Source organism: Bacillus sp. JJ675 (genome assembly GCF_036963165.1).
Lineage (GTDB): Bacteria > Bacillota > Bacilli > Bacillales > Bacillaceae > Bacillus > Bacillus glycinifermentans.
Window position 1 is genome coordinate 58,099 of the sequence record NZ_JBALMR010000024.1, and the last position, 18,265, is coordinate 76,363.

The 18,265-nt window shown below is 47.5% G+C and carries 15 protein-coding genes; 13 read left to right on the forward strand and 2 right to left on the reverse strand.

Going from position 1 to position 18,265, the window contains the following annotated elements; genetic code table 11:
- Nucleotides 1-10: 10 nt before the first annotated feature.
- Complete coding sequence (locus tag V7126_RS07250; RefSeq protein WP_175075295.1) at nt 11-994, reverse strand: glutaminase; 984 nt, start codon at nt 992-994, stop codon at nt 11-13.
- A 288-nt stretch (nt 995-1,282) separates the two neighbouring features.
- Here V7126_RS07250 and V7126_RS07255 point away from each other — a divergent pair, with 288 nt between their 5' ends.
- Nucleotides 1,283-2,614 (forward strand): sensor histidine kinase, encoded by a 1,332-nt coding sequence (locus V7126_RS07255; RefSeq protein WP_272901821.1) that lies wholly within the window; start codon nt 1,283-1,285, stop codon nt 2,612-2,614.
- A gap of 8 nt (nt 2,615-2,622) precedes the next feature.
- Nucleotides 2,623-3,555 carry a DNA-binding domain-containing protein gene (locus V7126_RS07260; protein WP_046129058.1) on the forward strand — a complete coding sequence of 311 codons (933 nt, stop codon included), beginning with the start codon at nt 2,623-2,625 and terminating at the stop codon, nt 3,553-3,555.
- Nucleotides 3,556-3,604: 49 nt separating this feature from the next.
- Here V7126_RS07260 and V7126_RS07265 read toward each other — a convergent pair whose 3' ends face one another.
- Nucleotides 3,605-4,147, reverse strand: coding sequence for a GNAT family N-acetyltransferase (locus V7126_RS07265; RefSeq protein ID WP_175075294.1), 543 nt, complete (start codon nt 4,145-4,147; stop codon nt 3,605-3,607).
- Nucleotides 4,148-4,509: 362 nt separating this feature from the next.
- Between V7126_RS07265 and V7126_RS07270 the strand changes: the two genes are divergently transcribed.
- The 11 genes from V7126_RS07270 to V7126_RS07320 all read left to right on the forward strand — a co-directional run bounded on the left by V7126_RS07270 (nt 4,510) and on the right by V7126_RS07320 (nt 18,261).
- On the forward strand, nt 4,510-6,261 hold the full coding sequence (locus V7126_RS07270) for an alkaline phosphatase D family protein (protein WP_175075293.1): 1,752 nt from the start codon (nt 4,510-4,512) through the stop codon (nt 6,259-6,261).
- A gap of 21 nt (nt 6,262-6,282) precedes the next feature.
- Entirely contained in the window at nt 6,283-6,489 is a 207-nt protein-coding gene (locus V7126_RS07275) for a twin-arginine translocase TatA/TatE family subunit (RefSeq protein ID WP_046129055.1), read from the forward strand.
- Nucleotides 6,490-6,559: 70 nt separating this feature from the next.
- Nucleotides 6,560-7,294 (forward strand): twin-arginine translocase subunit TatC, encoded by a 735-nt coding sequence (tatC, locus tag V7126_RS07280; protein ID WP_046129118.1) that lies wholly within the window; start codon nt 6,560-6,562, stop codon nt 7,292-7,294.
- 188 nt (nt 7,295-7,482) lie between these two features.
- Nucleotides 7,483-8,409, forward strand: coding sequence for a 5-dehydro-4-deoxyglucarate dehydratase (gene kdgD / locus V7126_RS07285; RefSeq protein ID WP_175075292.1), 927 nt, complete (start codon nt 7,483-7,485; stop codon nt 8,407-8,409).
- A gap of 18 nt (nt 8,410-8,427) precedes the next feature.
- Nucleotides 8,428-9,894, forward strand: coding sequence for an alpha-ketoglutaric semialdehyde dehydrogenase GucD (gene gucD / locus V7126_RS07290; RefSeq protein WP_175075291.1), 1,467 nt, complete (start codon nt 8,428-8,430; stop codon nt 9,892-9,894).
- A gap of 75 nt (nt 9,895-9,969) precedes the next feature.
- Nucleotides 9,970-11,328, forward strand: coding sequence for an MFS transporter (locus tag V7126_RS07295; protein WP_175075290.1), 1,359 nt, complete (start codon nt 9,970-9,972; stop codon nt 11,326-11,328).
- A 31-nt stretch (nt 11,329-11,359) separates the two neighbouring features.
- A complete protein-coding gene (gudD, locus tag V7126_RS07300) occupies nt 11,360-12,724 on the forward strand; it encodes a glucarate dehydratase (protein WP_175075289.1) in 1,365 nt (454 codons plus the stop codon).
- 107 nt (nt 12,725-12,831) lie between these two features.
- Nucleotides 12,832-13,545 (forward strand): FadR/GntR family transcriptional regulator, encoded by a 714-nt coding sequence (locus tag V7126_RS07305; RefSeq protein ID WP_202049197.1) that lies wholly within the window; start codon nt 12,832-12,834, stop codon nt 13,543-13,545.
- Between the two features lie 76 nt (nt 13,546-13,621).
- Complete coding sequence (gene garD, locus V7126_RS07310; protein ID WP_175075287.1) at nt 13,622-15,157, forward strand: galactarate dehydratase; 1,536 nt, start codon at nt 13,622-13,624, stop codon at nt 15,155-15,157.
- Between the two features lie 511 nt (nt 15,158-15,668).
- Complete coding sequence (locus tag V7126_RS07315; RefSeq protein ID WP_175075286.1) at nt 15,669-16,379, forward strand: lipoprotein YvcA; 711 nt, start codon at nt 15,669-15,671, stop codon at nt 16,377-16,379.
- Complete coding sequence (locus tag V7126_RS07320) at nt 16,369-18,261, forward strand: DUF6792 domain-containing protein (RefSeq protein ID WP_335497371.1); 1,893 nt, start codon at nt 16,369-16,371, stop codon at nt 18,259-18,261. The genes V7126_RS07315 and V7126_RS07320 overlap by 11 nt, the downstream gene beginning before the upstream one ends.
- Nucleotides 18,262-18,265: the final 4 nt, after the last annotated feature.

The following is an 18,265-nucleotide window of genomic DNA, read 5'->3' on the forward strand; positions in this document are numbered from 1 at the left end:
TTCATTATCTTCAAAAAATACTCAGATCCCACTCCTGTGCCAATTGTTTCAAAAGCATACCGCCCGTCAGGCTGTTGCCGTATTCGTCAATTGCCGGTCCGTAGATGCCGATCCCGCAGCCATGCTGAAAGGGCTCTTTCCTTTTGAAGCTGGCCGGCACCGCACACATGATTCCGCCGGATACGCCGCTTTTGGCGGGAACGCCGACAAAGGCCGCGAATTTTCCGGAAGCATTGTACATCCCGCACGTCAGCATTAACGCCTTTGTCAGCCGTGCGACGTCCTTTGGTATGATTTGCTCATGGCTAAAAGGGTGGTATCCGTCGTTTGCGAGAATCATGCCGATCATGGCGATGTCCTCTGTATTTCCTTCCATGGCGCATTGCTTAAGGTACACTTCGAGCGTTTTTTCGACACCGTCTTCCAAAAAGCCGGTTTCCTTCAAGTAATAGGCGAGCGCCCTGTTTCGATGTGCGGTCTCCCATTCCGAACGGAACACGTCTTCATTGATGACTGGACGTTTTCCAATCATTTTTTCAATGAGGGCGTAAAGCGTTTCGATTTTGTCGCGGGCCGAATCCCCGGGCAGCATGGATGCGATGGTCAGCGCCCCGGCGTTGATCATCGGGTTGAATGGCTTTCCCGGTTTATGCATTTCAAGGCGGATGATCGAATTAAATGCATCTCCCGTGGGCTCTGCGTCGACACGGTCTAATACGTAAGGAATCCCTCTTGTTAAGCAGGCGGCGATAAAACTAATGACCTTTGAGATGCTTTGCAATGTGAAGGGGACATCCCAGTCGCCTGATTTCATCACCGTTTGATCAGAACCTGTCACGCATATGCCGAGCTGTTTTGCATCGATTTTTCCTAAAGCGGGGATATATTCGGCATTGCGGCCGTCTGCAGAAAAGGGACGGTAATATTCGACCAGATCGTCAAGGCGGGTTTGCCGGAAATGGGCGTTATCATGTTCTTTCAAGATTTCTTTCATCGAAATTCCTCCAATCTGAAAAGTCGAGTGCTTATGGCGGCTGTCTGTTTTGTCAGAGGATAGGGATTAGGGAAGAGAGAATATCTGAGAATTATAAGCGCTTTCAAATTGTAAGAATATAAATTCAATTTAAATCAGAACCTACAAGATCATACAAAAAACGACAAATGCGCTGAAAAAATAAGCCGATGGATGTAAAAATCAACTGAATAGTAGGTACAATAGGAGTTGCGGATGAAGATCATGTTCGATGTAAAATAAAACAACGCTGTTTAACGGGGGATCAACATGCTGAGGAAAAATTGGGACAAGGCCATGAAAAAGTTCGGACGGCTTGCGAAAAAAGACGGGTACATTTTAACACTGATGCTTTTCACCGTACCGCTTGCCGGCGAGCTGAAGTTTTATCCTTTGAATGAGATATTCCGGGTCAGTTTCGGCGTTCCGACTTTTTTCTTTTTTTTGCTGCTGATGAGAAATGTGTCGGCTGTTTTGCCAGGGTTTTTAACAGGCGGTGCGGTGGTCGTATTCAGGATGCTGCTGGATCTTCTCACTCAAGATCACGTCGGTTTGGAGACGGCTTTTTACAGCCATTTTCCGACTTTTTTCTTTTACTTTACGTACGCTTTCCTTTTTTACATGGCCAAGGCCAAACGGTTTTTTCAATACCGGCCGCTTTTCATCGGACTGCTCGGCTTCGCCATCGAAATCTTCGCCGATTGTGCAGAGATGTCCGTTCAGTATGTCATGTTTGCCTCAACGGTTACGCCGGAGAAGCTGCGTGATATGATGGCGATTGCGTTTTCCCACAGTTTTATCGTGCTCAGTTTTTTTAATGTCATGAAACTGTATGAGGCCCAATCGAGGGAAAAACAAGTCCGTGAACAAAATGAACGCATGCTTATGATCGTCTCAAATTTATATGAGGAAACGATTCATTTGAAAAAAACGTTGAAAAACACGGAGCAAATAACGAGCGAGTCCTACCGGCTATACCGCCGCTTGCATAACCGGAGCCTTGAAGCTCCATCTGAGCAGGAGCTCAGTCAGAAGCTGTTGAAGCTGGCCGGCGAGATCCATGAGGTCAAAAAGGATAGTCAGCGCATTTTTGCCGGGCTTTCCAAATTGATTTCAAACGAAAATTTCAGGGACTATATGAAAGCGGAGGATTTGATCCGCCTTGTGGTTGGAATCAACCGGAAGTATGCCGAATCACTCGGAAAGGACATTGACTTTCAATATTCAATCAAGGGCGAGCATCCGAAATACCGCGTCTATCTCGTGCTGTCTGTGCTCAACAATGTGATGGCCAACGCTGTAGAAGCGATTCAAGAGAAGGGGTCCGTCCGTCTCCATCTTTCGAATCCGGGAGAAGGCATGGTAGAATTCGGAGTGGAAGACAGCGGCCCCGGCATCCCGGAGAAGATCGGGGACGTCGTGTTCGAACCGGGATATACCTCTAAGTATGATGAATTCGGCACTCCTTCAACAGGGATCGGCCTTTCCTATGTAAAGGAAACCGTCGAAGAACTTGGAGGCGAAATTGCGTTCCGCAATCAACCGCATGGTGTCGCGTTTTCGATCAGGCTTCCCGCGCAACAATTGATCCAGAAAGGGTGAATGGCCTTATGCGTTTTTTTATCGTTGACGATGACCGCGCCGTGCGTTCGATTTTAAGACAAATCATTGAAGACGAAGATTTGGGAGAGGCGGCGGGTGAAGCGGAGGACGGCAGTCAATTGGAGGGACACGTTTTACGCCTGAAACAAATTGATATTTTATTAGTCGATCTCTTAATGCCAGGCCGTGACGGAATCGAGACGATCCGTCATCTGCAAGGGTCTTTCCCGGGGAAAATCATCATGATCTCCCAGGTCGAATCAAAGGAAATGGTCGCAGAAGCGTACTCTCTCGGGATCGAATATTATATCCATAAACCGATCAACCGCATCGAAATATTAAACGTCATTCAAAAAGTGAGAGAGCGGATCAATTTGGAAAGGTCGATACAGGATATCCAGTCTTCCTTAAGCCGTCTGGGGGTAAACGGAGGCGGAAGGAACGTGCTGAAAGAAAAAAGCATTAAAGAGACCGGCGAATTTCTTCTTTCTGAATTGGGCATTGTCGGAGAAAACGGTTCCCAAGACCTGCTCGCCATCCTTCAATATTTATTTGATAATGAGCAAATGTCATTATATGAAAAAAACTTTCCGCCGCTCAAGCAAATTTTCATCAAAGTCGCGGAGCAAAAGCTCGGTCCTGGCGCTTCGCCCGTTGAGATCAACCGAGAGATCAAAGCGTCTGAACAGCGGATTCGAAGGGCGGTCATCCATTCATTAAACCATTTTGCATCCCTTGGATTGACGGACTTCTCAAATCCGAAGTTTGAAAGCTATGCATCGCGGTTTTTCGACTTCACCGTGATCAGCAAAAAAATGAAAGAGCTGCAAAAGGATGCAGCTCCCGCGCTTTCGTCTACCCGCGTGAACATGAAAAAGTTCATTCAGGTCTTATTTTTGGAAGCGAAGCGGCTGAATGAAGGTGCGGGGAAAAGGATATAGCAACCTGAAAAAAGATTGATCCAAACGAAGATCAATCTTTTTTTCATCCTTATATACGAAACTCTCTTTTCAGCAGGGAAAACATATAAACATCGATGAACACGCCTTTTGCTTTCTCGTATTCCCGTAAAAGTCCTTCCTTTTGAAAGGATAATCGCTCGAGGAGTTTGATGGAGTCTTTGTTTTCCGGTTCGACTTTCGCTTCGATCCGGTTCAGCTCCATGTCGAGGAAGCCGTGGCGAACGAGAGTTTTGACGGCTTCAGCAGCAAAGCCTTTTCCCCAATGGGCTCTCCCTAGGTCATAGCCGATTTCAGCCCTGCTGTTTTCTTTGTCGATCATATTAAAGCCGCATGTTCCAATCACTTCATTTGTCTCTTTGACAACGATTGAAAACCGGTTTGCCCGGCCTTCAATGCTCATTCCGTTGATCAGTTGAATCATGTCTTCCGCCTGGGCGGGGCTTGTGAAAGGCGTGATGTTCATAAATTTCGTCACGAGCGGATCTGACCAATAATGATAGAGGGTCTCCGCATCTTGCAATTCCATCTTTCTTATTATCAATCTTTCAGTTTCGAGCTTTGCTTGTTCCATGGTCTGCCTCCTAAAGTTTAACTTTGGCTTTTGTTCAGGACAATGAGAAGACCATTCAGCTATCTGCGCATCATTCATTCCTTTCTATTCATAACTTTCTTTATTTTACCATGAAGTCAAGGGCGGTTTGTTTTGATTATTTAAAGAAAATATGAAGAAAAACAGGAGAAAAGTTCTGACGGAATGATTGGCCTTTTGTCGAATTTGTAGGCGAATGGAATCGATTGTGACAAATTCCGACAAAAACCTGGTAAAGCCGCCAGTTTCTCCGTATTTGTTGTTTTACAAAACTTTACTGTCTATTAACAAACGGCTCCTATAATAGAACCCGATCAAACATTTGAATAGAGAGGGGTATCTACATGTCACATGAAGGGCCGCTGGAGGAATGGATCAAAAAGCTGAACGAGGAAAGCTTGAAAGATCATACGTTTGACCGCCGCCGTTTTATTCAGGGCGCCGGAAAAATTGCCGGGCTTTCGCTTGGGCTCGCGATTGCTCAATCGATGGGGACGATGGAAGTGAATGCGGCGCCGAAGTTTTCGGATTATCCTTTCACACTTGGCGTTGCATCGGGAGATCCGCTGTCAGACAGCGTCGTTTTGTGGACAAGATTGGCGCCGGATCCGCTAAACGGGGGAGGCATGCCGAATGAAGCCGTCACTGTGAAATGGGAGATCGCCAAGGATGAACATTTCCGCCATATCGTCAAACGCGGGAAAGAGAAGGCAACACCGCACCTCGCCCATTCCGTTCACGCCGAAGTTGACGGATTGAAGCCGAACCAAGTGTATTACTACCGCTTCAAATGCGGCAATCAGCTCAGCCCGGTGGGGAAAACGAAAACCCTTCCTGCACCAGGGGCGGACGTCTCGAAGCTCACCTTTGCTTTCGCATCCTGCCAGCAGTACGAACACGGCTACTATACCGCTTATCAGCACATGGCGAAAGAAAAGCTCGATCTCGTTTTCCATCTCGGTGACTATATTTATGAATACGGTCCGAATGAGTATCTGTCAAAGACCGGAAACGTCAGAACTCACAGCGGTCCGGAGATCACCTCGCTTCTCGATTACCGCAACCGCCATGCCCAATACCGTTCAGATGCGAATCTGAAAGCGGCACACGCCGCCTTCCCGTGGGTCGTCACATGGGATGACCATGAAGTCGAAAACAACTATGCGAATACGATTCCAGAAAAAGGCCAGTCTGTTGAAGCCTTTATCAAACGCAGGGCAGCCGCGTACCAGGCTTATTACGAGCACATGCCGCTCCGCCGCAGATCGCTGCCGAACGGTCCTGACATGCAATTATACCGTCATTTTTCCTATGGCAATTTAGCCGATATCAATGTTCTTGATACCCGCCAGTACCGCGATGATCAGGCAAATGGCGACGGAAACAAGCCGCCTTCAGACGAATCAAACGATCCGAAGCGGACGCTTCTTGGAGCAGAGCAAGAGGCCTGGCTGCTCGGCAATCTCGGCCGGTCTGAAGCGCACTGGAATGTCCTGGCGCAGCAGATTTTCTTTGCACGCTGGAACTTTGGGACGAGTTCGGCCCCGATTTACAGCATGGATTCATGGGACGGCTACCCGGCCCAGCGCGAACGGATCATTGACTTTATCAAAGAGAAAAACATGAACAACATTGTCGTCCTCACCGGCGATGTTCATGCAAGCTGGGCGAACAATCTGCTCGTCGATTTTGACGATCCAAAATCGGCTATCTTTGGCGTCGAGTTCGTCGGCACATCGATTACATCCGGAGGAAACGGCGCCGATAAACGGGCGGATACGGATAAAATTTTATCGAATAATCCTCATATTAAATTTTTCAATGATTACCGCGGCTATGTGCGCTGCACGGTCACCCCTGAGGAGTGGCGGGCGGACTACCGGGTTGTTCCGTATGTGTCAGAGCCGGGCGCCGCGATTTCGACCAGGGCTTCGTATGTTTATCATAAAGACCACACTGGCCTGAAGCGGACAGCCTCCAACATCGTACCGGGAGGCGTAAAAAAATCGAACGAAGTCGAAGAGGACCGCTTTATTGCGCATGCAAGAGCGCACCAAAAACAAATGAAGCAAAAGCAGAAAAAGGTAACCCAGTAATCAGCGAAAGGATGACGGCAGATGCTATCCAATATCGGTATTCCCGGTCTCATTTTGGTCCTTGTCATTGCTTTGATTATTTTCGGACCTTCAAAGCTTCCTGAGATCGGGAGGGCTTTCGGCAAGACGTTAACCGAATTCAAAAGCGCGACGAAATCTTTGGTTTCTTCTGATGACAATGATGCTGACACTGAAGTGAAAAAGAAGCGCGACCAAACGGCAGGATAAAGGAAGCGGGCGGGTGAACCCGTCTGCTTCTTTATTCGAACATGCTAAAGAAAGCGGGAGGCAGCTGCAGATGAAAAGCCGGGAAACACATTTAATTGACCATCTTGAAGAACTGCGTCAGCGGATCATTAAAACGTTGCTCGTGTTTATTTTGTTTCTCATTGCAGGTTTTCTGTTTGTCCAGGATATTTATGACTGGCTGATCAGGGATTTGGACGCCAAGCTTGCCGTCTTGGGCCCGGGGGACATTATATGGGTGTATATGATGATATCGGGTGTTTTGGCGATTGCGGCGACAATACCCGTAGCCGCTTTTCAAGCCTGGCGGTTCGTATCGCCGGCGTTGACCAGAAATGAGCGGAGGGTGGCTTTATGCTATATTCCGGGGCTGTTTTTCTTTTTTATTCTGGGCATCTTATTCGGCTATTTTGTGCTGTTTCCGCTCGTCCTTCAATTTTTGATCGGCCTTTCAGCCGGCCATTTTCAAACGATGTTTACGGCGGAGCACTATTTTCGCTTTATGATCAACCTGACCCTTCCGTTCGGGTTTTTATTTGAAATGCCCCTTGTCGTGATGTTTTTAACGAGCCTTGGAATCCTCAATCCGGCAAGGCTTGCAAAAATGAGAAAGGTTTCTTATTTCGCTTTGGTCGTCATATCGATCGTGATTACGCCGCCCGATTTTATTTCAGACGTGATGGTGATCGTCCCGCTGTTGGTTTTGTATGAATTGAGCATTTCATTATCTTCGTTTGTTTACAGAAAAAAATTGATCGGCGAAGCCGGGGCAGAGGCCCAAGGCTGAAGACACAGTCTTCAGCCTATTTTTTTTCGACATTTTTGAAAAATCCGAAAATAAAGATATTGACAATTTGTTTATTTGTCTTACAATTAAACAAAAAGACATATTGAAAGGGGGTCATCATTCCATTTTGAATGAAATGACAGCGCTTTCTATATCATTCAAATAAGCAATTTAGGGGGACTGCAGATATGAGTCAAATTCGGAAGGCGCCGGAGGGAATACTTGGTTTTCCGGTTGCGCCCTTCAATGGACAAGGGAAGCTGGAGGAAGAAGCACTGTTTCAAAACATTCAATTTTTGCTGGATGAAGGGCTGGAAGCGATTTTCATCGCTTGCGGGTCCGGTGAATTTCAATCGCTCAGCAGGGCGGAATACGAACAAATGGTTGAAATCGCCGTTTCAGCGGCCGGCGGGAAGGTCCCTGTTTACACCGGGGTCGGCGGAAACTTAAGCACGGCGGTCGAATGGGCGGAATTATCCGCTGAAAAAGGAGCGGACGGATATCTGATCCTGCCTCCCTACCTGATCAAGGGCGAACAGGAGGGGCTTTACCAGTATACGAAAACGATCATCGAAAGCACGGATTTAAATGCGATTATCTATCAGCGCGATCATGCTGTCCTCACGCTGGGGCAAGTTGAGCGGCTGACTGAGCTTGAGCAGCTTGTCGGTCTAAAGGACGGGGCGGGGGATATGGATTTAAACATCAGTTTGTCTTATACGCTTGGAGACCGGCTCGGCCTGTTGAACGGCATGCCGATGGCCGAAGTAACGATGCCTGCATACGCTCCGATCGGTTTTACGTCGTATTCATCAGCGATTTCAAACTACATTCCCCACATTTCGAGAATGTTTTATGAGGCATTGTTAAATGGGAACAAACAGCTTGTGAAGGATCTGTATAAACATGTGATCCTGCCGATCAATGACATTCGCAAACAGCGGAAGGGGTATGCCGTTTCCCTTATTAAAGCAGGCATGGAAATCATGGGGCATAATGTGAAAAACGTTGCCAGACCGCCGATTGTGCCGGTTGAAAAAGACCATTGCCGCCAGCTCGAAACCATCTTGAAGAAAGCGATGGACCGCTTTCCGAAAAAAACGGCAGCCATCTAAATTAAAGGAGGAATCAGAATGCCCGTTACAACAGAACAAAAAACGTATTTGAACTTTATCAACGGGGAGTGGGTGAAAGCTGAATCAGGATCGGTAGAAAAGGTTGTCAATCCCGCAGACACACGGGATGTCGTCGGTTTTGTACAAAAGTCCTCGAGCGAAGACGTCGATCGGGCCGCCGCAGCCGCAAACGAAGCGAAAACAGCATGGAGAAAGCTGTCCGGAGCCGAGCGCGGCCGATTTTTATATAAAGCAGCAGACATCATGGAGCGGCGCCTTGATGAAATTGCCGAATGCGCGACGCGCGAAATGGGGAAAACGCTGCCTGAAGCAAAAGGCGAGACAGCCCGCGGAATCGCAATTCTGAAATTTTATGCAGGAGAAGGCATGCGCAAAACGGGAGACGTGATCCCGTCGACTGACAAAGACGCGCTCATGTTTACCGACAGGGTACCGCTCGGAGCCGTAGGGGTGATTGCCCCATGGAATTTTCCGGTGGCGATTCCGATATGGAAAATGGCGCCTGCGCTCGTTTATGGAAATACGGTCGTCATCAAGCCGGCGACCGAAACGGCCGTCACATGCCTAAAGATCGTATCGTGCTTTGAGGAAGCCGGATTTCCTGCAGGGGTCGTCAATGCGGTGACAGGACCGGGCTCTGAAGTCGGAGGGAGGCTGGCGGAGCACCCTGGGATTAGCGGCGTTACTTTTACAGGCTCCAATCAAACCGGAAAGAGCATCGGGCGCATCGCATTTGAGCGAGGGGCGAAATACCAGCTTGAAATGGGAGGGAAAAACCCGGTTATCGTAGCAAATGACGCCGATCTGGATGCCGCGGCGGAAGCGGCGGTGAGCGGAGCGTTTCGCTCAACAGGCCAAAAATGCACGGCAACAAGCCGCGTCATCGTTCAAAGCGGGGTGTATGACCGTTTCAAAGAAAAACTGATCCAGCGAACGAAAGACATCACGATCGGCGACAGCTTAAAAGAAGACGTCTGGATGGGACCGATCGCGAGCAAACAGCAGCTTGACAACTGCCTGTCCTATATTGAAAAAGGAAAGCAGGAAGGGGCCGAGCTCATTTTTGGCGGAGAGAGGCTGACCGACGGAAAATATGAGAACGGCTACTATATCAGTCCGGCCATCTTCGATCAAGTGACACAAGAAATGACGATTGCCCGGGAAGAAATCTTCGGACCTGTCATCGCGTTAATCAAAGCGGACACGATTGAAGAAGCGATAAAGATCGCGAATGATGTGGAGTATGGCTTGAGCGCTTCGATTTTCACGGAAAACATCGGTCATATGCTGTCATTTATCAATGATATGGAAGCCGGGCTCATTCGGGTAAACGCGGAAAGCGCCGGTGTCGAACTGCAGGCGCCGTTCGGCGGCCTCAAACAATCGAGTTCTCATTCCCGGGAGCAAGGAGAGGCGGCCAAAGAATTTTTCACAGCTGTCAAAACCGTTTTTATCAAGCGGTAATCCGGTTCGAAAGGGGCCTTGGTCGCCTCTTTCTTCCCCCTCGTTTCAATACAAATGAATAAAGGAGATGATGCTATGAAGAAAAATCATCCCGCAGGCAGAAAAAGCTCGGTCCGCTGGTTTATCGTGTTCATGCTGTTTTTCGTTACGGCGATTAACTATGCTGACCGCGCGACCCTATCGATCGTCGGCGATACCGTTCAGCATGAGCTTGGCTTAAGCTCTGTTGCGATGGGATATGTTTTCTCGGCGTTTGGCTGGGCATATGTAGTCGGGCAAATCCCGGGGGGATGGCTGCTCGACCGCTTTGGTTCAAAAATGGTCATCGCCGCCAGTATTTTCTTTTGGTCATTATTTACCCTTTTCCAGGGGACGCTCGGATTTTTTGCCGCCGGAACGGCCATCGTCCTGTTGTTTGCTCTCCGCTTTCTCGTCGGGCTGTCGGAAGCGCCGTCCTTTCCGGGAAACGGCAGGATGGTTGCCGCATGGTTTCCAAGCTCTGAGCGGGGAACGGCGTCGGCGATCTTTAATTCGGCCCAGTATTTTGCCCTGGTCATTTTTTCTCCGGTCATGGGATGGCTCGCCCATTCTTTCAACTGGCATACCGTCTTCGTGATCATGGGCGTTTTAGGAATCGTGATGTCTTTTGTCTGGCTGAAAACGGTCTATGAACCTAAGAAACATCCAAGAATCAACGAAGCGGAACTCGCCTATATCGCAGACGGCGGCGGACTCGTCTCGATGGATGTAGGAAAAAAAGAGAAGAAGGACAGAAAACCGCAATGGCCCTACATCAAACAGCTCCTAAGCAGCCGCATGCTGATCGGGGTCTATATCGCCCAATATTGCATCACCACCTTGACCTACTTCTTTCTGACATGGTTTCCGGTTTATCTCGTTCAGGCGCGCGGCATGTCGATCCTTGAAGCCGGAATCGTCGCATCCCTGCCCGCAATATGCGGATTTTTAGGCGGCGTGCTTGGCGGGCTTTTCTCCGACTTCCTTTTGAAAAAAGGTTTCTCTTTAACGGCTGCGAGAAAAACGCCGATCATCCTCGGCATGTTGATGTCATGCAGCATGATCGTCTGCAATTACGCCGATTCAGCATGGCTTGTCGTCTTCATCATGTCGCTCGCGTTCTTTGGAAAGGGCTTCGGCGCATTGGGATGGGCTGTCGTCTCGGATACTTCCCCAAAGGAATGCGCGGGCTTAAGCGGAGGCATCTTCAATACATTTGGAAATATCGCGTCGATTACCACTCCCATTATCATCGGCTATATTGTTGACAGTACGGGATCGTTTAACGGTGCGCTTGTGTTTGTCGGCGCAAATGCGATTGCCGCCGTGCTGAGCTATGTATTTCTCGTCGGTCCGATCAAGCGGGTCGTGCTGAAGGAGGAAGTACCGAAAACTGATGCATCTTTGACAATCTGAATGTAAGCGCTTCAATAAGAGGGGGGTTAAAATGAATTCACACATTCAGCAGATAAAAGAAGAAAAAAGCACCGCCGCTCCGACGATTGTCGGCATGAAAGTCATCCCTGTTGCAGGCCGAGACAGCATGCTGTTGAATTTAAGCGGCGCACACGGCCCGTTTTTCACGCGAAACCTTGTCATTTTAAAGGATTCATCAGGTGCGGTCGGCGCCGGCGAGGTGCCGGGCGGTGAGAGAATCCGCCATACGCTTGAACAGGCGAAGCCGCTTGTAATGGATCAATCGATCGGTGCGTTTCAGTCGATTTTGCAGTCAGTCAAAAACCGGTTTGGCGATCTGGATGCAGAGGGCCGCGGAATGCAAACCTTTGACCTGCGGACGACGATCCATGCGGTAACGGCTCTGGAAGCGGCATTACTCGATTTATTGGGTAAGTTTCTCGGCGTGCCGGCTGCGGCGCTGTTGGGCGAAGGACAGCAGCGGGACAAGGTAAAGATGCTCGGGTACTTGTTTTATATCGGCGACAGGAGGCGGACCACGCTTCCTTACATCAGCGAACAAGACGCAACAGACGAGTGGTCCCGCATCCGCCGCGAAGAAGCGCTGACACCGGAAGCGATCGTTCGTCTCGCTGAAGCGGCGCATGACCGCTACGGATTCCGCGATTTTAAACTAAAGGGCGGCGTCCTCGAAGGAGAAAAAGAAATCGAGGCGGTCACCGCTTTGGCAAAACGGTTCCCAGAGGCGAGAATCACCCTTGATCCGAACGGGGCATGGTCGCTCACCGAAGCGATTGAGCTTTGCAAAGGCAAGCATGACATACTGGCATATGCCGAAGATCCGTGCGGCGCAGAAGATGGCTATTCGGCGCGGGAAATCATGGCGGAATTCCGCCGCGCGACAGGTCTTCCGACCGCTACCAACATGATCGCCACCGACTGGCGGCAAATGGGGCACGCCATTCAATTGCAAGCCGTGGATATTCCGCTCGCTGATCCGCATTTCTGGACGATGCAAGGTTCCGTGCGGGTGGCTCAAATGTGCCGCGATTGGGGGCTGACCTGGGGCTCCCATTCGAATAATCATTTTGATATCTCTCTTGCGATGTTTACGCATGTTGCAGCCGCCGCCCCGGGCCGGATAACGGCAATCGATACGCATTGGATATGGCAGGACGGGCAGCACTTGACGAAGGAGCCTTTTGCCATTAAGGACGGCCATGTTCAAGTCCCTGATAAGCCAGGGCTCGGCATTGAACTTGACATGGAACGGGTTGAGAAAGCTCATGCACTTTATAACAAAATGAATTTGGGGGCAAGAGACGATGCCGCCGCCATGCAGTTTTTGATCGAAAATTGGACATTTGACCATAAACGCCCGAGCCTTGTCCGGTAAAAGCAAGCGATTCTGCGGTATTCGTCCCCATATCAACGTTGTCATATGCTGTATTTTGTCTTACAATATGAGCAACTGAAAGGGGGACCACATCCGTGGAAGAAGATATGGAGACATTACAGGTAGAATCAGTAAATCGCAAAACATTGGCAAAACAGGTTGTTGAGCGGATCGTCCATTTACTGTCAAGCGGTCAAATGAAACCCGGCGATAAACTGCCGACGGAAATCGAATTAATGGAAATTTTAAACGTCAGCAGACCTGTCCTCAGGGAAGCGTTAATTTCTCTTGAAACGCTCGGCGTCATCAAAAGAAAAACCCGCGACGGCACGTATTTTAACGACAAAATCGGCATCCAGCCGTTCAATGTCATGCTGGCTTTGGCAGTTGACAATTTGCCTGCCATTATTGAGGCGCGCATGGCGCTTGAACTCGGTCTGGTGACGATCGCAGCGGAAAAAATAGATGACAGCCAGCTTGCGAGGCTGAAGGAAACGATCGATATAATCGCAAATAGCACGGATAACGATTACGGCGAAGCGGATAAGGAATTTCACCGGATCATCGCGTTAAGCGCGAATAACCCGGTAGTGGAAGGAATGATTCAGTCACTCTTGATGACGCACGCCAAAATAGACAGCCAGATTCCGTACAGGGAGAGGGACCGGACCGTCGAATATCATTCGAATATTTTGAAGGCCCTCGAACAAAGAGATCCTTATCAAGCCTATCACCACATGTATGAACACTTAAAATTTGTGCGCGACAAAATTCTGAAAGGTCTTGATCAAGAAAAAGGCGGAGATGAAAAGGGAAATTGATGCTTCAGATATAAGACAGCCGCGGTTCATTTGACAGCGCTTTCAACAAATCGCAAAGGGGAGTTGATGTTGAACTATGGCTGTACAAGTAAACCGGCAAGAAACCCCGCTTTACATTCAGGTGAATCCGAAGGACAATACGGCAATCATCGTCAATACCGGGGGACTGAAGGAGGGAACCGTATTTCCCTGCGGGCTTGAACTAAAAGAACGCGTTCCCGAAGGACATAAAGTCGCTTTAGCAGATATCGAAAAAGGCGGGGCGATTGTCCGCTACGGCGAAATTATCGGCTACGCCGCAGAGCCCATTCAAAAAGGCACATGGATTTCTGAATCGATGCTTGAGCTTCCGGAAGCCCCGGATTTAGAGGAACTGCCGATCGCTACAAAGGTTCCGAAGTCCATGCCGCCTCTTGAAGGCTATACATTTGAAGGATATCGAAATGAAGACGGCAGCGCCGGAACGAGAAACGTCCTCGGGATCATGACGAGCGTCCAATGCGTCAGGGGCGTTCTTGATTACGCGGTCAAACGGATTAAAGAAGAGCTCCTTCCGAAATACCCAAATGTCGATGGAGTAGCGGCAATAAACCACCAGTACGGATGCGGGGTTGCCATCCATGCCCCCGAAGCCGCCATTCCGATTCGCACGATTCAAAATCTTGCGAGGCATCCCAATTTTGGCGGCCAAGCGATGATCATCGGCCTCGGCTGCGAAAAGCTGCTTCCCGCAAAGATCGCGCCGGACGGCGGTTCGGAGAACATCCTTTTGCTGCAAGAGCGCCAAGGGTTTTTGCAAATGGTTCAATCCATTATGGATATGGCCGAAGAACGCTTGAAAAGACTGAACGAGCGAAAACGGGAAACATGCCCTGTTTTTGAATTGGTCATCGGTCTGCAGTGCGGGGGAAGCGATGCATTTTCAGGAGTCACCGCCAATCCTGCGGCGGGATATGCGGCAGATCTGCTGGTCCGGGCAGGGGCGACGGTTTTATTTTCCGAAGTAACAGAAGTACGCGATGCTGTCCATTTATTAACCCCGCGGGCCGCAAATGAGGAAGTCGGACGCGCGCTTATCAGGGAAATGGCCTGGTATGACCGGTATCTCCAAAGAGGCGAAGCGGACCGGAGCGCCAACCCGTCCCCCGGCAATAAAAAAGGCGGACTGGCTAATGTCGTGGAAAAATCGCTCGGATCGATTGCGAAGTCAGGCAGCAGCCCGATAAACGGCGTATTGGCGCCAGGCGAAAGAGCCGAACAGAAAGGCCTCATTTTTGCAGCGACGCCCGCGAGCGACTTTGTCTGCGGAACGCTGCAGCTGGCTTCAGGAATGCACCTCCAGGTTTTCACAACCGGCAGGGGAACGCCGTACGGCTTGGAGATGGCGCCTGTCATCAAAGTCTCGACGAGGCAATCGTTATCGGAAGATTGGCACGATTTGATCGATATCAATGCCGGGCGGATCGCCACCGGTGAAGCGTCAATAGAAGAAGTCGGCCGGGATCTCTTCCGAATGATCCTCGATGTCGCAAGCGGCCGCAGACAGACATGGGCCGAACATTGGGGGCTGTATAATGACTTATGTCTGTTCAATCCAGCGCCTGTGACTTGATCGAAGACCACCCTATACAGACTATAGGGTGGTCTTAATAATGGGATAAAAGAAGAGAAGCAAGCTCAGAAAATCTCTTATTGTCCGCAACATCTGATACTCCAAACGGAATCACAGCCAAAACTATATTGATGAAACTTCGTGTAAATAGTTCCGTATAGATCATAAGTGAACATTGCTTCGGATTGAAAAAACATTAATATCACTATAAAGGAACTGCTTGGTGGTATGTTTATCAACAACCTCTTATGAAAAAATCAGATGAGTCTTTTGTACAGTTTGTTTAGCTGAAGGAACAAATCAAAGGCCTCTCTTATTCCCCATCACAATAACCGTTCGGCCTATTTCCTATGTTGACTATCATCTCGCCGACAGAGTTTTCAAGACATTTTTCCTATTTATCTAATTTATTCCATGTTGTAACATAAGAAAGGATCGTTTTCAAGTGGGTCAATCGCACCAAAAATGTTTGAAAGTCCGTTAACATCAGGACCCTTGGAGGTTTTAAAAAATGAAAAAAATGATGATGATGTGTTTTGCTATAATACTAGCTTTTACAGGAGGATGCAGTATGAGCGACAGCCAAAAGAACGGGAATCAAGAAGAAGCCGTCAATCCGAAAGACATGGACCCGAAGGATCTGCCGCAAGTTCCGGCGTTTCAGGATGAGAAAACGAGAGAATACATGGCTTCCACGAAGGAAGTGGAGCCTGGGTACTATCTGCTTGAGTCGAAGTTGAAGGGGTTTACGATGTTGTTTCCGGAGGATGGGGAGTATTCTGACTCTGAAATATCTAATGGAAATGAGTCACTTTTCTTTGATAGTGTTGATAAAAAAACAAATATAGTAATGAATGCTTCTATTGAGTTTTATCGCAATGAATCATTTATAGATGATCCCGATACGATGTTGGATATTGTCAGCGGAGAAAATGAATATAAAGGTGATTTTGATAAACTGACGTTAAAAGAGAAAGACATTTACTTTGCATCTAAAAAAGAGTCTTTTAATAAGGAAAGTAATCCTTCCTATATTTATCTTGGTTATATAAAATCAACAGAGCAAAATTACGTAGGAATAGCATATTCATATAGATTTAGCTGTTCGTCAAAAGTTGATTCATGCAGCCAGAAGCCAGATGAGTATGAAAAAAAGGTAAAAAAAATGCTGAAATCCATTACTTTTAATTTGAGTAAAAAGGGGAAGGAAGATGGGAAGTAAGAATATTTTTGAAAACGAAAATGTGAAATTGCGCTTAATAGATTTGGAGTACAGTTATAAAAAGAAATTTGCTTCTTCAAATCCAGCTGAAGTAAAAAAGGCTAAAGAAGAATTTGAATCAGACATTCGTAGAATTTATAAAGAAGAAACTAAAAAAGAAATTACCCAGAACATTGAAATTTATACTTCAAAAGAGATTGTTAAACAGAATAAAGAATCAGGCTATGACGGTACTGCTATTCATATAGTAGACAAGAAACATAATGTTGATCAGCTTCATATTATTTCAGAAGGAAGCGCAGATAATAAAGATTGGTCTTACAACTTTTTTGGATTATTTCTTGGAATTGATGATAACCAATACAAAGCTACAAAAGAATTCACCAGAAATGCAAAGAATCAGGCTGGAAATAAAAAGAATTTGCAAACCTATGCATTAGGGCATTCGTTGGCAAATAATAATCAAGTAATGGTTCAGTTAATTGATGGACAATATGACGAGGTATATGGTGTAAATGGTGCACAAATAAGTACAGATCACTTATTAAAAGCGGATAAACATTTAAGATATACCATGCTTGAAAAATTTAAGGTTGATACGTTTAAAGAGTTACTCAAAGTTCCAAAAGAAAAACTCAAAAAAGCCATCGTCAAATACTACAACGACAAAGGCGTCACCGCCAACATCACCCAGCGCATCTCCAAAGACGATCCGCTCTACGGCGTCAGCGGAAAGGCGGATTTCATCACGTTCGGAAATGTGAAGATGACGGATACGAATCCTGATGTGAAAGGGATTAGAAACTTAATCGACCAAATTCCAGACGAGGATGTCCGAAGAATACAAAAATACTGGAGACAGTACTCAGGCGCCTATCAAAAGAATGGTCTTCATGGTTTTTTAAAAGAAGCGGCAGGCATTGACTTGGAGTTGATCAATAACTTCAAGAACATCAAGAGCCCCAAACAAAAGATGATATATATGAATGCAAAAGTCGTGGATTTTTTTAGCATGGCGGATGACATTGCGGCTGAAGTGAAGGAGAAGCTTCCCAAATTTTTGGCGTTTGTCGATACAATTATGAAAAACAAAGACATTATACTTGATCAACTGGAGGCTAACGGCTATATAGATGCCGCGCAAAAGGCAGTAATCGAAAAAGACCTCGGGAATATCGATAAAGAAATATCGACACTGAAAAATCTATATCAGCAGCTTATGGATAATAAATTGAATTTCTTTGAATGGAAAGGAATCTTTGATAAATCCCAAGACAGCATTAACCGTTTGATCGCTTATGTAAAGCGGCTGGGTGCAGATACGGAAGACCTCCTCGGTTTAATTGCGGAAGGCCACAGTATAACGCCGCTTTTAAACGCCTTGTCCAAAAAGAAAGGCATCAGCTATAAAGGCGGGGATATATACTTTTCAAAGAAAGACAAGGACGGAAAAGAGATTAAGGTCAATCTGTCATCGGCCGTCAGGATCTATCAGGCGGGGATGGCCGCCATTTCAAAAATCGAAGATGAAATCGACCGTTATCAACGCGTGTTTCACCACGAAATCCACGATCATTTCGCAAATAAAAAAGCCGCGCTTACGAAAGCCATTCATGATATGGAAGCCAATCCCTCGCACTACCAATACGACTTTCAGTTTACGCTTGCCTCAGGCTTTGCATCTTCAAGCGGCAAATTAAATAACATCGTCGTTCACGACTCGTACCACACGGCTCCGCTTCCCGAGTGTGACGGCATCATCAGTGAATTAAAAAAACAAACTTCCGAGAAAAAACGATTTGTGAAAGACATTCACTCAAGCATTGAGAAGTTATGCGATGAGGACAAGCAAATCTCAGCATTATTTGATTTTAAGGCATAGGGGG

Excerpts from the sequence above, each read along its gene's own strand:
- V7126_RS07250 (WP_175075295.1), bottom strand. The coding sequence starts at position 994 with ATGAAAGAAATCTTGAAAGAACATGATAACGCCCATTTCCGGCAAACC.
- V7126_RS07255 (WP_272901821.1), top strand. The coding sequence starts at position 1,283 with ATGCTGAGGAAAAATTGGGACAAGGCCATGAAAAAGTTCGGACGGCTT.
- V7126_RS07260 (WP_046129058.1), top strand. The coding sequence starts at position 2,623 with ATGCGTTTTTTTATCGTTGACGATGACCGCGCCGTGCGTTCGATTTTA.
- V7126_RS07265 (WP_175075294.1), bottom strand. The coding sequence starts at position 4,147 with ATGGAACAAGCAAAGCTCGAAACTGAAAGATTGATAATAAGAAAGATG.
- V7126_RS07270 (WP_175075293.1), top strand. The coding sequence starts at position 4,510 with ATGTCACATGAAGGGCCGCTGGAGGAATGGATCAAAAAGCTGAACGAG.
- V7126_RS07275 (WP_046129055.1), top strand. The coding sequence starts at position 6,283 with ATGCTATCCAATATCGGTATTCCCGGTCTCATTTTGGTCCTTGTCATT.
- tatC (WP_046129118.1), top strand. The coding sequence starts at position 6,560 with ATGAAAAGCCGGGAAACACATTTAATTGACCATCTTGAAGAACTGCGT.
- kdgD (WP_175075292.1), top strand. The coding sequence starts at position 7,483 with ATGAGTCAAATTCGGAAGGCGCCGGAGGGAATACTTGGTTTTCCGGTT.
- gucD (WP_175075291.1), top strand. The coding sequence starts at position 8,428 with ATGCCCGTTACAACAGAACAAAAAACGTATTTGAACTTTATCAACGGG.
- V7126_RS07295 (WP_175075290.1), top strand. The coding sequence starts at position 9,970 with ATGAAGAAAAATCATCCCGCAGGCAGAAAAAGCTCGGTCCGCTGGTTT.
- gudD (WP_175075289.1), top strand. The coding sequence starts at position 11,360 with ATGAATTCACACATTCAGCAGATAAAAGAAGAAAAAAGCACCGCCGCT.
- V7126_RS07305 (WP_202049197.1), top strand. The coding sequence starts at position 12,832 with ATGGAGACATTACAGGTAGAATCAGTAAATCGCAAAACATTGGCAAAA.
- garD (WP_175075287.1), top strand. The coding sequence starts at position 13,622 with ATGGCTGTACAAGTAAACCGGCAAGAAACCCCGCTTTACATTCAGGTG.
- V7126_RS07315 (WP_175075286.1), top strand. The coding sequence starts at position 15,669 with ATGAAAAAAATGATGATGATGTGTTTTGCTATAATACTAGCTTTTACA.
- V7126_RS07320 (WP_335497371.1), top strand. The coding sequence starts at position 16,369 with ATGGGAAGTAAGAATATTTTTGAAAACGAAAATGTGAAATTGCGCTTA.